The sequence below is a fragment of the Coprobacillus cateniformis genome, assembly GCF_009767585.1.
In the GTDB taxonomy this organism is placed as follows: Bacteria; Bacillota_I; Bacilli_A; order Erysipelotrichales; family Coprobacillaceae; genus Coprobacillus; species Coprobacillus cateniformis.
In genome coordinates this window covers 2,501,356-2,516,506 of the sequence record NZ_WSNW01000001.1, presented here as the reverse complement: position 1 = coordinate 2,516,506, position 15,151 = coordinate 2,501,356, and the positions used below count along the sequence as shown (strand labels likewise).

Here is a 15,151-nt window from a genome sequence, read left to right as displayed (position 1 = left end):
CCTCCCTTATTTCAACATATCTGGTAACCAGCATTTTGGATCAACATCCATAAACTTTGCTCTTTCAAAACGCGCTTTTTGATCAAATGGAACAGTACAATCAAATATAGCTTTACAAGCAACGCCACGGGCTCTGATATGAGCAGAATATTCTGGCTGATTAGATGGATCTAATGGATGACATTGTACACCTGGAATTGTAATCAGATCAAGATCAGCTTGGAAACGTGTCGTCATTGCCCACATCACATCTTTCATATCAAATGGATCCACATCTTCATCAACTAAGAAAACATGTTTTAATTCTGCAAAAGCACTAAATGCTAATAATGCGGCTTGTCTTTGACGTCCTTCATCAGAAGGAACTGATTTTTTAAACTGCATGACTGCAATATATTTCCCACCACCACTAGAAGCACAATAAACATTTTGCAGTTTTCCTGGCATGGCTTTATCTACCATCGTTAAAATACTCGCTTCGGTTGGAATTCCTGCCATAGAAACATGTTCTTCACTTGGTCCAATACATGTTTGCATGATTGGATTTTTTCTGGTTGTCACAGCTTTGACTTTAATAATAGGTAATTCTGGATTTGCCGGTCCACAATAACCAGGAAATTCTGGCATAGCTTTTCCCGTATTGGAATGAATATCCTCACGAATACGTTTTCCAGGTAAGATTTCTCCTTCAATCACATACTCAGCATTCGCAATTGCTCTTTCGTTAATCGTTAAACATTCAACAAGTTCAACTGGTTCATTTCTTATTGCACCTGCCACTTGTAATTCATCATAACCCAAAGGAGTTGTAGGCGCTTCAAAACATGATGCTATTTCAATAGCTGGATCAACACCAATGCTAATGGAAATCGGTAATGCCTCACCTTTGGCTTCTGCTAATTCTCTAAAATATCCAATATGACGGGCACCAGGTTGTAAAAAAATTGAAATTTCATCTTTGGATTGAAAACACATACGATGTATTGTCACATCTGATTCTCCTGTTTCAGGAGAAGATGCATAACACATTCCTAGAGTGATATAAGGCCCTGCATCTTCTAACGTATTTGTCGGTGCTGGCACTAATTTCCTAATATCAAAATCAGGGTCATCTGCAAAATATTTCACTTCCTGACACTTGGCTTGTTCATGAGGTATAACAACTGGTTTGATAGGATTATTCACTGAATCCTTTAATAAAAATCCTAACTTCTGCGGTTCACAATCCAATAAATATCCTACTCTTCTTCGACTCGCAAGCAATCCGATTGCGACTCTAGCACCAGGATGACCTTTCACATGATTGAAAATCATAGCCGGTCCTTCTTGGGTAGGACGCATCACTGTTCCACCTGCTCCAACATGGCGATAAACTCCTGAAAGTTCTCCTAATGGATCGACTTCTACATCCGTTTCAACAAGTTGTCCATCAATAGATTGTAATAACTCTAGTGCTGAACGTAAATCTCTCACTTTTTTCTTTGACATATCTTTTCTCCTTCTCTATATGATTTTGAAGGTACAACTCGGTTTTCCCCTCTTTGACTCACCTATCTTAACACATGCAAAGATTGTCAAACAATTCTTCTTTCGCAAGTTCATATTCCAAAATGGAATAGAAAAAAGTATAATCTTTCAATTATACTTTCACTAATGACTATCATAATTCATAAATCTTTTTTCTAACTCTAGAACTTTTCTTCTCAGTGTATCACTATCACTTTTTCTATCAATATACAAAGAGTCTTCATTGAATTGTATATCTTGATCAAGTGTAACAAAAGTTACTTGTTGTAAATCAGTCTTTTTTTCCAAAATTTCCTGATATTCTTGATGCATATCTCTCTCATTATAATGTTGTGATAAAACAAAAACAAACTGACTGCACATACTCAAAGCATGTTCCAAATGGTAAGCAGTTTGTGTTTCATGGTCATAATGACAAATATGCCAGTGATTCAAAGATAATTCAGCTATCAAATCATTAACCACGAATAAATCTTGAAAAGAACTCATCAAATAAATGTTTGTTTCCTTCTCCTTAAATTGAAGTTGATGAATAGATGTATATTCCTTTAACAAGCATCTTAACAAATGACTTTCACAAATCAATTCATTATGCTTTGCAGAATACTTTTTAACCTTGGGATGACCTTTTAACGATATTTTATTCAAATCACCTACCACATCGTAATAACGATCTATAATATCAATTAAAGATATATCATCATTCAAAACACTTTTTGGCACTTGCGAATAAACAGGCCAACTTAAAAAATCTTGATCATAACGAAAAGATATATGAGCCTTTCCTTTTTCATCATTTCCAATATAACGGGCTATTTTCCCTTTATGTATACCACTTTTTATTTTAACAAAACCAAATTTTTGTGTCATATTTTACCTACATTTCTGTTCATTTATGATATCATTTTGATTTCTATTTCCAGCTGCAAACTGGTTGGCATTGATATCCAGAACAACCCGTCTAGGAGCAATTAAACTGTCTTCATGTTGACAGACCCAACGTTCATTTTCATCACGACCATCCATTGTTTCACCATCTTTAACAACATCACCATTCATAAATAAATAAGAAGCAAAATTATAAATATATTGAATCACAAAATTGTGGTCTAAATCATGAAAATGAATCTGTAAATCTGGGATTCCTAATGAAATAAGTCCCGTCGTATCTACCAACATATCTTCACTATCTTGAATATTAAAAAAACGAACATTCAAGCCTCCATCTAAGAAATGTAATTTGGGATTATTCCACTGACTTTGCACATACGCTTGAACTGGCATAAATTTTTGAGAGTGTGGCCAATAGAGAGCAATGCATTCTGGAAATACCTCTAACAAAATATCCACATATTTAGCAATCATCTGACAACGCTCTTCAATCTCTAGACCTCCAGCCATAAAATCACCAACCATCACTTCATAACTGCAACTTTGTAAAAGTGCCTTAGCATCATCACATGTCCAGCATTGATACATTGCCATTTCAGGAATAGTCGTTTGATCAAAGGGAATCGTATTTGTTATCATTACTTGAGATGGAACCTCTCCACCTTGATAAGTGACAACATGCTTGCATAATGCATAAGATGATAATTCTCCTGTTGCTACTTTATCAACTTCACCAAAAGCCTCTTCTAACTTTGTATATAATGTTTCATGAGGTATTTTGATATCTTCTTTAAATAATAATTTGATGAAATAAACATTTGCAAACTTCTCTGCAAATTCGTCCATATTGACTGATTGTCTTTCTTCGCTCATATATCCTCCCTAATGCAACCAACTGTATATAAAAGTTTAACATCATTTTCATAATAAGATATAAACTTTCTGTGTCACATGAATTCTAGAATTTCATTTAATGACGCCCATTTGACATTTTGAACTTCCTCATATTGCTGCAACTTGACTTGTTTCACCAGCCAAGACACTCCCACCTACTGTCATATCCCATAAATCAGATTATCTTTCTTTACCAGATTGTCTTTGTCGAATCAACAATTAATTCTTCTGATTAAAAATACATACATGAACAAACAAATGATACATATCTCATGGTATTTGTTTTCCTCTTAAGTGAGTCTTTCCTCATTTCTGCTGATGTTGATTGTATCAATCCCAATATTCCATAATATCTCCTTCTCATCATTTACATACAAATTTTAAATCAAATATAATTGAATCTGAAATCTCCTGAGGGATATGGTATTGCTGATGAGTAAGACAATTCATAATATCTTCCTTTAATTCTTGAGAAACATGTTTATAAGGATTTCGCTGATTGACTTTGGTTTGAATATAATGACATAACTTATCTTCTGGATACCAGTACATTTCTAGCAGGAATGGCAATCTTTCCCAAGAATCCTCTGCTAATAAAATTCGTAATAAATATCGTTTTTGATGTTGATGACTTACCTGCTGATAATACTTATAAACACATCTTGCTCCATAGTGAACTTTATATTTTATAATTGATTGATAAGCTGCTTTTGATAATGAAATCCTACTATCCAATAAGAAATGCCAATAGATATTTGAAGCTTTTTCTTTCATCAATTGACTCAATGCCTGAATAGTGACCTTAACAATCTTTTCATTGTCACTTTTTAAATAAGGTAATAGGATATCAACCTGTTCCTCACTCCCACATTCACCAACACCTAAAATGCCCACTGGACAATCAAGATGCTGAAGATAAAAATTTAAACAATCAAATTGTGTATGTTTCCTTAACAAAAAACGAATGTAGTCTCTTATTGAATAACTTTTATCTAGTAAAATTTCCTCAATCCCATTCCAAATATTCTGATTGAAGTGATAGTAACAAAGAATAGCTTCTTTTCTCACATAAAAAGAAGGATGATATAAATATGAATGTAATCTCACCATATCCATCTGCTCACTGTGTAATAAACTCCTTGTCAAAAGCAATAAGCAATAAGAGTCTTTTTCTTTTGTTAATAATTTTTCAATCACTTCATTTGATAACAAAGAATGTTCAGTAACAATTTCATAAAAAGCTTTTCGTGTCAATACATTTAAACGTAATAAGTTATAAATATCTAAATTATGAATAAGTTCATTGAAGCGATTGATATAATACTTTTCAACTTCATCAAAATGAATTTGTTGACGTCGCTTAGATTTTTTAACTTTTATAAGAACATAAGAAGTCTGAATCAATTCTTCCAATGAACACTCAGATAGTCTTTGCATTGTCAATACATAAGCTTGCTCTTGTACTTGTTGTACCCAATCATTCATCCTTATCATCATAAAAGGCAATGTCTGAGGATAAGCGTATAATAACTTTAAGCACTTTTCCCTAAAATAACCGCTTGGATGAAAACTTCCCATAATGAGTAAACTCTCATAATCGTCACTGTTTTGAAAATAAGTAGACATTGATTTGATATCAATAGTTTGCCAATCGATTGACCAAAGCAAAGAAGTATAACTTCGCCATTGTTCCCCTATTTTTAGGATTTGTGGAATTGCTAAGCGTGAAAGATACTGATAACCAATTTTTCCAAGACGGACAATAGCATCTTGATGCTTATGGTCTAAAACTTGATAAGCAGTTGCATAAAGAGATAACCAGTCTTGAGGTTCAGTCTCTAATTTTTCAAGTGACTCTCTGATATAATCAGGAAGTTTTCGTTTACGAAAGAACATTTTATTGAACCTCTTCATTTAAGTAATGAAGTAAGATTTCGACAAAGACTGAATAAATAGGAACACTATCTAATAATGATTTATTCTTAAGTGTTGCTACACTTGGAAGTAATACAAACAAGTCAGCCACTTCTTCTAATGAAGTTGATGGGTTCATGGTAATTAAAGCAATCTGACAACCATTATTTTCTTTAAGTTCAAAACTTTCTTTAACAATTTCACTTTTTGCTCCAGCTGACATAACGACCAATAAGTCTTGTTCATTAATCATTAAATCACAAGCTTTGACATGTGATGAACTTGGCAATACATCTGCATCAATACCATACATAGCCAAAGCATATTTTAATTGCAAACAACTGACTTCTGAATTAATTTCACCAACACATTTGATTTTCCTAGCAGACTTTATATTATTGGCTAATCTCGTTAAAATTTCATCATTTAATGTATAATGCAAGAGTTTAATTGTATCCATATAAATCTTTTCAACATTCATAATTTTTTCATTTTCATCTTCAATAACTCTTTCAGCATTACTTAAACTGTTTACATATTTCACACAATCATATCTAAACTCTGTATAACCACTATATCCCATTTTCTGACAAAACCTTAAAATGGTCGTTTTCGTAATTTTAATTTTCTCTGACATCTCTGTTAATGAATACATTTGGACTTTATTTAAGTCCATTAAAATCAGTTCACATGCTTTTAATTCATTCTTAGTTAAGGTATTTTTCTTTAAATTAATATTTGATAAAAAGTCCATAACATTCTCCTTTTCATTTCTTTTATTATACCTTATTTATGAATATATTCCAAAACTAATTTCAAAAAGAAAAAGATTGCAAAAAGAATAACATGTGCCCATGTTATTCCATATCTTTCAAAGATTCACCTAAATCTATTCTTTGAATTTGTTTGGTTAAAACAAAGTTAACAATATAATAAGTTGTCAATCCTACAATAAATACCATCCCATACAAATAATAAGGAATATAAGCTTCCATATAACCTGCAAATTGCATAAATGCAAACAATAACAATTGATTTAAACCTATAATACATAATGGTAATGAAATGAATAATGATATCACTACAATTGGAGTCGTTGCCTGTAGATAAATCTTCTTAATCTCTTTATTTTCATAACCCATGACTTTTAAAAATGACATATAAAGCGTATTACGGTCTAAAACAAGCTTGGTTAAAATATAAATGACAACAAAATATATAACCAATGAAACACTTGTCATAATAGGAATCAATTGAGCAAAGGTTGTTGTCATCTGTTCCCCAATCTTTGTCATATCATCTTTTGTTATTGTTGATAAAATATACTGTTCATTTATATTTAATTTTCGATTAGAAAGATAAGCATTAAAATAATTATGATCTTCACTTAAAAGCTCATTACATAACTCTTGTGACATGAAAGCAGCAAGAACGCCTTTATCTTCATTGATTCTATCAACAATCAAATCATAATTCTTTTCTGTATAAGGATTTGTAAAACGAACACTGTCACCCTCTTGAAGATTCAATTTATGACCTAAATCATAACTCATAATTATATGATTCTTTTGGCTTGGTAAATCAAGTTGATAATATTGACTTTTTTCACTTATTCCATAAAATGTCACATCTAGATCTAAATCTGCTTGATGATAATTGGTTTCTAAAGTTGTCACTGTTGCCTTTTCAGCATCCTTAATTTCTATTGGTGCCTTTAAAATATATTGATAATCAGCATGTATACTCCTTTCCACATTTTCAAGGTAATGATCAATTGAAGGTGTCATCATAAAACCAAAGATAAAGATAAAACTCGCAAAGAAAATACCAAAGAACAGCATCACATAAGTTCCTTTATTTTGAATGATAATACGTTTTTGAAAACGTTTTATAAATGATTTGTTTTTAAGATATATATATTTTCTCTTTTTATGTTGACGTAAATCTCTCCTTAATAATCGTAAAGGTGATATACGAAGTTTATAATTGAGCATTATATACAAAACGACCATCATAAAGACAAAAGGTATGACAGTTGTTGAAAGAAATGCTTCCAACATAAAATGTATAGTTAATGGTGGTAAACAATAACTATTATTGTACATATTTGAAAATACTGGTGGAAATAATGTATATCCAATAATATTCCCTATAAGGCTTGCTGTAAGTGAAATGAGCATTGGTAACATCATATAATGATGAACGATTTCTCTTTTGGTATAACCATTAGATAATAATGTTCCTATGACTGGTGCCTGTTCTTCAATAATTGTCTGACTAATCACTACAAAGATAAAAGCTAGAATGACAACCATAATATAAAGTAATGTTTGAATCATTGGAATATCACTGCCCATATCATTGGGTAAAAATGAAATACATTGATTCATTTCAGCTGTCAACATTTGTGAGATTTGATAACCATTTTTCTGACATATGTCTTTAATATCATTTAACTGATCATAATTCTGCTTTTCACTAAGTGATGTTGTATTGATATAGCTATATTGGTAATTGATATTTGATTCACTATAGTAGTCAAAACTTTTATCATCAACAATACCTATACCAAAATGGATAGGATCCATCATTAAATCATTACTTTTTTCAATTAATGCACTATAATCAGGGACAGAAATCAATCCCACAATTGTAACACTGTAGTGGTCAATCCGAATGGTTGTCCCCACTTCATAGTTATTCTTTAATGCAAATAATCTATCAAGTGCTATTTCTTGATCATTTTCTGGTAAACGCCCAGTATGAAGAGTGGCTTGATTGACATAGTCACGATTTTTAAATAAACGGAGCGTTGTGTCTTCCTTGATGTCTTGTTCACTATAGAAATTCTCATAGATTTGTAAAGACTTTTTTTGAATTTCATCAATTGTTTTCTGATTCATTTTATTTGTAACAATGAATTGTCCATCTTCAACATGACTTGATATCTGATTCTCTTTTAAAGCATCTTTGTAACCATAAGCAACTGTTAAGAATCCTGAAACAGCACTAATCATCACAACTAGAATAATCATAATTGATAAATATCTTGCAATATTTTGTTTAAACTCCTTTTTGAGAGTCTTATGGAGTGGATTTCTCATCATTATCACCTACCATTCAATATCTTTCACAGCCATAGGCTGAGGATTCATTTGGATATTGACAATTTGACCATCTTTTAAATACATAATACGGTGAGCCATTTTAGCAATAGCATCATTATGTGTCACAATTAAAATTGTTGTTCCATAATCTTGGTGTAACCGTTCTAGAAGTTCTAAGATATCTTTTGATGTGTAATAATCCAATGCCCCTGTTGGTTCATCACATAATAAAAGACTTGGATTTTTTGCTAAAGCACGTCCAATAGCTGTTCGTTGTTGCTGACCACCTGATAATTGATTAGGATATTTATTTTTATGTTCCTCTAGCCCTAACTTTAGTAAAAGATCATGAATATCAATTGGTGATGAACTTAAATAGGCTCCAGATTCAATATTTTCTTTAACAGTTAAATGAGGAACAAGATGATAAGACTGAAAAATAAACCCCAGTGTCTTTCGACGATACTGTCCTAATTCTTTTGAAGACATGACCCCTAAATCTTGTTGATCAACAAAAATACTTCCTTCATCAATATCCTCAATTCCACCAATTAAATTCAATAACGTTGATTTCCCTGAACCAGAAGGTCCCAGTAAAACACATATCTCACCTTTCTCAATGATACATTCAATCCCCTTTAAAACCATAATACGACCTTCACCCTGCCCATAAAACTTTTTAACACCTTTAACATTTAAATACATGAAAACTCCTCCTATCATATTTATTCCATAACATAACAGTGTTATGTTATGCTGAAAAAGAAAAGGAATTACTTTCTCAATAAAGCCTCTTCCATTAAAGAATTAAATCCATTTCTTAAAAAGGTAACAACAATTTCAATTTGTTGTAAAGCCTTTTCTTCACTATAATTATGAGATAATACATGTAAAAATGAATGAACTTGTAAATGTGATAACCAATGTAATGTACATTCATTAAATACAGGATTGGGAAAATCTAATAATTTTTCTAAAACAACCAGAATACGTGCTTCTATAAATTGGCGAATTTGTTCAAAATAATCTTCATATACTGTACCTTGAGAACAATTAATCAATAACTGTCCAATATCCTGATGAGCATAATAAGTTGATATCAGTTCTTTCCCAAAAGAAATATCCAATGTAATTGTATGGTCAAATTGCTTTTGATGCATTGCTTCCTCTTGTGAAGAATGTTCTTTTAATAATGTCATGATTTCATCTGCAAAATCACGGACTAAAGCATCAAACAAATCTGCCTTATCCTTGAAGAAAAAATATAATGCTCCTGTCGTCACTCCTGCATTTTTACAAATTTTCCGTAGTGATGATTTTTGATAACCAACTTCTAGAAACTCCTGTTTAGCAAAAAACAATAACCGCTCTCTTGTATCTTCTTTTTGCACTCTGTTCATCACCTCACATAACAATGTTATGTTATAATGTTTTCTCATTTTTGTCAAGTCAGTAATTGCATATTAATATATAAATCTCTCTAATTATGATCCAGTTTTCTTAACGACCTCATCCATATCTTCATAATCCATTGTCGTGGCATAAATTTAGCATAAAAATATTGACACTTGACATATATCGAACAAATAGATAGCTCTTTCCCCATTTTTGCATCTTCCATAGCCTTGATCACAACTTGTTTTGGTGTAACAATTCCAGGAAATTTTACCTTTTTGCCATGAATTTCTCTGATGAGCATATCTGTATCTACCCAACTTGGACATACTGCTATTACATTTATTCCTAAATTTTTCAATTCTTCATTTAAAGCTAGAGAATAACTTTTTTCAAAAGATTTTGTAGCTGCATATAAATTAATATAGGGCACAGGTTGAAAAGCTGAAGCTGAAGATATATTCATGACAATGCTACCTTTTTTCATAAAAGGAAGACAAATATTCGTTAACACAACTGGAGCATAACAGTTCAAAAGAATTGTTTTTTCTATTTCTTGAGGCTGTAAATCTTTTGAAGGTTTCATCTGAGCTATACCTGCATTATTAATCAAATAAGAGATAATAACATTCTGTTCAACCAACAAAGCCTCTATTGACAATAGATCTTGAGAATCAGTTAAGTCCTTACAAACACAAACAATCTTATCTCCATATTGTTTTTGAAGGAGAGACAACCTTTCAGCATTTCTTCCAACAACCCAAATTTTATCAATATCTTCTTTCATCAATTCACAAACAAACTCTTTTCCAATCCCCCCACTAGCACCTGTTACAATTGCAATTTTTTGATGTATACACTGATTTTTCAATTCAAATTTCCGATCCTTTCTTTGTTTCATCTTTTAACAAAATACGTGCCAGATCATTAGCTGAAATCATTTCATATTTTGTTGTAAATAATTTTTTTAATGCGTAAAGGTAGATAACCCCCCAGTAATAATCAGCCAATTTCATCGCTGATCCTGTAACGACAGTTTTTTCCTTTTGACCCTGTTTTATGATTTTTGCAACATATTTGTAAAGTTCTGATTGATAAGTCGTATCCCTTGAACGAAAGTCATTCTTTTCAAACATCATCTGTGTATTTAAGGTAATCTTGGCTGCATAACTTTCATCTTGTTCTAATCTTTGCATAAGACTATGAGATAATTGAAGAATTTTTTGTTTTGCTGAAATAGGCAGATACGTTAAACATTTCATATCATTGATATCCTGATGATTATTAACAATTGAAAAAATTTCTTGGAACAAATCTTCCTTAGACTGAAAATAAACATATATTGTTCCTTGAGCAATTCCAATATATTGAGACAAATCACTTATTTTTGTTCCTGAGAATCCATTTTTTGCAAAATAAAGCATAGATTCATGTAAAATTTTAGATCGCATCTCTTGACGTATTTCTTGACATCTCTCTGGTGATTTTGGCATATTTACCTCCTTTTTTAAATGAATATTTATTCATTCAAATTATATTCCTTCTCTATAAACTAATCAACATCTTTTTTCCTTAAATATCATTGACATTTTATCCTTTTCGTCTATCATAACTGTATGAGGTGTCAATATGAATCATCAATTAACAAAAGGACATATTACAAAGTCATTATTATTTTTTTCTTTACCAATGATTTTAGGAAATTTATTACAACAATTTTATAATATTGCCGATACTTTTATTGTTGGGCAATATCTTGGTTCACATGCTTTGGCAGCAGTTGGATCATCATTTACGATTATGACTTTTTTAACATCTATCATTTTAGGCTTATGTATGGGGAGTGGAATTTTATTTTCAATGTTGTTTGGAGCCAAAGAAGTTGATAAAATGAAAACTTCATTTTTTGTTTCTTTTATAGGAATTGCAGTGCTTGCTGTGATTATTGAGATATTATGTTTATTATGTATTCATCCAATCTTAACCTTTCTCAATATTCCTACAGATATTTATCAGCAAACATATGATTACTTATGGATAATCTTTTTTGGTTTTTTCTTCACCTTTCTTTATAATTATTTTTCTTGTGTTTTAAGAGCTTTAGGTAACTCAAGAGTCCCTTTAATCTTTTTAGCCATTGCTACTACTGTGAATATTATCCTTGATATATTCTTTATTGTTTCTTTAAATTTAGGTGTTGGTGGAGCTGCACTTGCAACTATTATTGCTCAAGCAATGAGCGGCATTGGAATCATGATTTATGTTTTTATGACTCAAAAAGAGCTTCTACCACAGAAACAGCATTATCACTTTGATATAGATATTTTTAGAAAAATAAGAGATTATTCATTGCTGACTTGTATTCAACAATCAGTAATGAATTTTGGTATCTTAATGATTCAAGGTTTAGTCAACAGTTTTGGTGTTATCACGATGTCGACTTTTGCAGCAGCAGTTAAAATTGATTCTTTTGCTTATATGCCTGTGCAGGATTTTGGAAACGCATTTTCAACCTTCATTGCACAAAACAAAGGTGCTCATCAAGAAGAAAGAATTCAAAAAGGTTTAAAGTCAGCTATTTGTATATCAACAATTTTCTGTTTAATGATTTCTTTTGGGGTTGTTGTCTTTGCTAAAGAATTGATGCTCATCTTTATTCATCCAGAAGAAGTTGAAATGATTCGTCAGGGAGTTCAATATTTACAAATAGAAGGTATGTGTTATTTAGGCATCGGTTGTCTATTTCTTCTCTACGGTTATTATCGTGGTATAGGAAAACCAGGTATTTCAGTGATCTTAACTGTTATTTCTTTAGGTCTTCGTGTTGTACTGGCGTATTTATTTGCACCAGCATTTGGTTCAGTAGCCATTTGGTGGGCAATCCCAATTGGCTGGTTCATTGCTGATTTAACAGGTATTGTATATGGTATAAAGAAAGAAAATTGGTTACATACGAAAACATAATCAAAAAGCAGCCCTAGATAAGTTGCTTTTTAGATTATTTATATTTTATTTTATAAGATAAAATAATAATAGCAAATACAAATGTAATAGCATTGGCACCAATAAGATTATAATCTTGAACATTCCAACCATGAATAATCCATAAAAAAACACCTAATACAAACATTGTATACATTCCTAAGGATATCCCTGAAGTATCCTTTGTTTTTATCACTTGATATGCTTGTGGTAAAAAAGATAGCGTTGTTAAAATTGCTGCAATTGTTCCAATCATTTTTCTTCCTCCATTTCATTATTGCTTATTCATGACTTTTCTTAAGAGATAATCACATTTTCTGTTGTATAATTTATTGAATCATTATATATAACTTTCTCCACCATATTTTTCCCTCAATTCTTCCTCCTTACACCCCACATTATAAATATTTTATAGTGTTTTTCAATTTTCAGTCAGCACTTTGCAAAGATATTTACAAATATCATGAAATAAATATTGTTTTTTTAGAATGGTATTTACAAAATTCAAATGTTAAAATAAGAAAAAGGAGGTTTTCATATGTTAATTCAAGATCGGTTTGAAAAATGTACTTTTTCTAACAGCGAAAGAGTTGTTATCGATTTTATTCTCAATCAAAAAATGGATATTCAAAATATGACAACGAAAGAAATAGGCGAAGCCACATATACAGCACCATCCACCCTCATAAGAATCGCTCATAAAATGGGCTTTCAAGGATGGAATGAATTAAAATCTGCATATTTACAAGAACTTAAATATCTAGAAACACATTTTTGTCATGTAGATGCTAATATTCCTTTTCTAGAAAATGATACTATCATGTCAATTGCTTCTAAGATTGCTATACTCAAAAAAGAATCTATCGATGATACCCTTTCTTTAATTACACATGATGACTTGCAAAAAGCCATTCAAATTATTCGTAAAGCCTCTTCTATTCATCTCTTTGCAGTCAGTAATAATTTATTAATTACTCAAGAATTTAAGCACAATATGTCAAGGATTCAAAAACATGTTGAGATATGTTCCTTACAAAGTGAAATTCTTTTCCAAGCTACACTTGCTGCTTCATCAACATGTGCAATTATTGTTTCTTATTCTGGTGAAACGGATATTCTAAACAGATGTATCCTTGCCCTTAAACAAAATCAAATTCCTATCATAGCAATTACCAATATTGGAGATAATACAACTGCCCGATTATCTGATTGTGTACTCAAAATCTGTACTCGAGAAAAACTCTATTCTAAAATTGCAACTTATTCTACAGATAGTGCTATCGAATATCTTCTTGATGTCATTTATTCATGTGTTTTTGCATTAGACTATCAGTACAATCTTGATTTAAGAATGAAAACTTCACAAGTTATTGAATCTGATCGATATTCTACTGTTGAACTTATTAAAGAAGAACACTATAAATAAAGAGGAGATTCATAATTATGAATATTATACAACAATTGATTAACCATCAGAACTTCACACCAACAGAACAAAGTATTAATACATATATCTTAGAAAACATTCATTCTATTGCCAAAATGAGTATTCAACAACTTGCTCTAGCCACTCATTCATCAAATGCTGCAATCATAAGAATTTGCAAAAAAATTGGTTATAAGGGTTATAAAGATTTTAAGTTGGCTCTCGCTATAGAACTTGAATCACAGAAATTCATTAATCATTCTGTTGATTTTAGTACGCCTTTCTATCAATCCGAAAATTATTATGAGATTATTAATGATATTTCATCTTTGTATAAAGAAACAATAAATATTGTACAAGCACAATTAAATATAAATCACTTAGAAAGAATCAGTCAATTAATCATCAATAGTCAACGCATATTTATTTTTGCAATTGGAGATTCTCGTATCACTGCTATGACTTTTATTAATAAATTAATGAAGATTAATATCTATCCTATTTTAGCAACAGAGAATTATGAAGAAATAGCAATGGCTTATAATATGACCCCTCATGATTGTGCTTTCTTTATGACTTATAATGGTACCAATAATCAATTTAAAACTTGTGCTCAGATCTTAAAAAGAAAAAATATACCCATGATAACTATAACAGCTAACAAAAATAGTCGATTAGTGGATTATAGTGATATATGTATTGTTATTCCTGATATGGAAAACGACTATAAGATAGGAACTTTTTATTCACAAATCTCATTCCAGTTCATCTTAACTGTTCTTTACTCTTTCATTTATAAATATGATTACATGCATCATCATCAACATAAAAAGAATCTTGATTTTTATATAAAAAAATAGTTCTCATTTTTTTAAAGAAAAAGAAGAAAAATGGAAAAAAATAGTGAATATATATAGTAAGAGGTATGATTTTCTTTTCTATATATATTTTCTTTTAGCAATCTTTGTGTTATGATATATCTGTAATATACCTCTTCTATTTTATCAAGGAGGTC

14 protein-coding genes are annotated in these 15,151 nt (G+C 30.8%); 3 read left to right on the top strand and 11 right to left on the bottom strand.

Translation table 11 applies throughout. The features are described from left to right. Nucleotides 1-6 precede the first annotated feature (6 nt). From GQF29_RS12320 to GQF29_RS12275, 10 genes are all read right to left on the bottom strand, one after another. Nucleotides 7-1,488 carry a UbiD family decarboxylase gene (locus tag GQF29_RS12320; RefSeq protein WP_008787659.1) on the bottom strand — a complete coding sequence of 494 codons (1,482 nt, stop codon included), beginning with the start codon at nt 1,486-1,488 and terminating at the stop codon, nt 7-9. Nucleotides 1,489-1,650: 162 nt separating this feature from the next. Next, the gene (locus GQF29_RS12315) at nt 1,651-2,397 is read right to left on the bottom strand and encodes a hypothetical protein (RefSeq protein WP_008787658.1); all 747 of its coding nucleotides are present in this window, start codon (nt 2,395-2,397) and stop codon (nt 1,651-1,653) included. 3 nt (nt 2,398-2,400) lie between these two features. Continuing rightward, the gene (locus GQF29_RS12310) at nt 2,401-3,291 is read right to left on the bottom strand and encodes a DUF4261 domain-containing protein (RefSeq protein WP_008787657.1); all 891 of its coding nucleotides are present in this window, start codon (nt 3,289-3,291) and stop codon (nt 2,401-2,403) included. 384 nt (nt 3,292-3,675) lie between these two features. Further along, nucleotides 3,676-5,208: a hypothetical protein gene (locus tag GQF29_RS12305; RefSeq protein ID WP_017143878.1), complete on the bottom strand. Its 1,533-nt coding sequence runs from the start codon at nt 5,206-5,208 to the stop codon at nt 3,676-3,678. A gap of 1 nt (nt 5,209) precedes the next feature. Continuing rightward, nucleotides 5,210-5,980 (bottom strand): MurR/RpiR family transcriptional regulator, encoded by a 771-nt coding sequence (locus GQF29_RS12300; protein ID WP_008787655.1) that lies wholly within the window; start codon nt 5,978-5,980, stop codon nt 5,210-5,212. 103 nt (nt 5,981-6,083) lie between these two features. After that, the gene (locus tag GQF29_RS12295) at nt 6,084-8,330 is read right to left on the bottom strand and encodes an ABC transporter permease (RefSeq protein ID WP_008787654.1); all 2,247 of its coding nucleotides are present in this window, start codon (nt 8,328-8,330) and stop codon (nt 6,084-6,086) included. 9 nt (nt 8,331-8,339) lie between these two features. Continuing rightward, nucleotides 8,340-9,038: an ABC transporter ATP-binding protein gene (locus GQF29_RS12290; RefSeq protein WP_008787653.1), complete on the bottom strand. Its 699-nt coding sequence runs from the start codon at nt 9,036-9,038 to the stop codon at nt 8,340-8,342. A gap of 68 nt (nt 9,039-9,106) precedes the next feature. Then, nucleotides 9,107-9,733: a TetR/AcrR family transcriptional regulator gene (locus tag GQF29_RS12285; RefSeq protein WP_008787652.1), complete on the bottom strand. Its 627-nt coding sequence runs from the start codon at nt 9,731-9,733 to the stop codon at nt 9,107-9,109. 80 nt (nt 9,734-9,813) lie between these two features. Then, entirely contained in the window at nt 9,814-10,629 is an 816-nt protein-coding gene (locus GQF29_RS12280) for an SDR family NAD(P)-dependent oxidoreductase (protein ID WP_008787651.1), read from the bottom strand. After that, entirely contained in the window at nt 10,601-11,221 is a 621-nt protein-coding gene (locus GQF29_RS12275) for a TetR/AcrR family transcriptional regulator (RefSeq protein WP_008787650.1), read from the bottom strand. Before GQF29_RS12275 ends, GQF29_RS12280 begins: the two co-directional genes overlap by 29 nt. A gap of 136 nt (nt 11,222-11,357) precedes the next feature. Here GQF29_RS12275 and GQF29_RS12270 point away from each other — a divergent pair, with 136 nt between their 5' ends. Next, nucleotides 11,358-12,692: an MATE family efflux transporter gene (locus GQF29_RS12270; protein ID WP_160340813.1), complete on the top strand. Its 1,335-nt coding sequence runs from the start codon at nt 11,358-11,360 to the stop codon at nt 12,690-12,692. Between the two features lie 34 nt (nt 12,693-12,726). On the opposite strand, the gene GQF29_RS12265 is transcribed toward GQF29_RS12270, so the two are convergent. Further along, complete coding sequence (locus GQF29_RS12265) at nt 12,727-12,966, bottom strand: SemiSWEET transporter (protein ID WP_008787648.1); 240 nt, start codon at nt 12,964-12,966, stop codon at nt 12,727-12,729. Nucleotides 12,967-13,248: 282 nt separating this feature from the next. Between GQF29_RS12265 and GQF29_RS12260 the strand changes: the two genes are divergently transcribed. Further along, the gene (locus GQF29_RS12260) at nt 13,249-14,136 is read left to right on the top strand and encodes a MurR/RpiR family transcriptional regulator (RefSeq protein ID WP_008787647.1); all 888 of its coding nucleotides are present in this window, start codon (nt 13,249-13,251) and stop codon (nt 14,134-14,136) included. A gap of 17 nt (nt 14,137-14,153) precedes the next feature. After that, entirely contained in the window at nt 14,154-14,996 is an 843-nt protein-coding gene (locus GQF29_RS12255; protein ID WP_008787646.1) for a MurR/RpiR family transcriptional regulator, read from the top strand. The last annotated feature ends 155 nt before the right edge of the window (nt 14,997-15,151 follow it).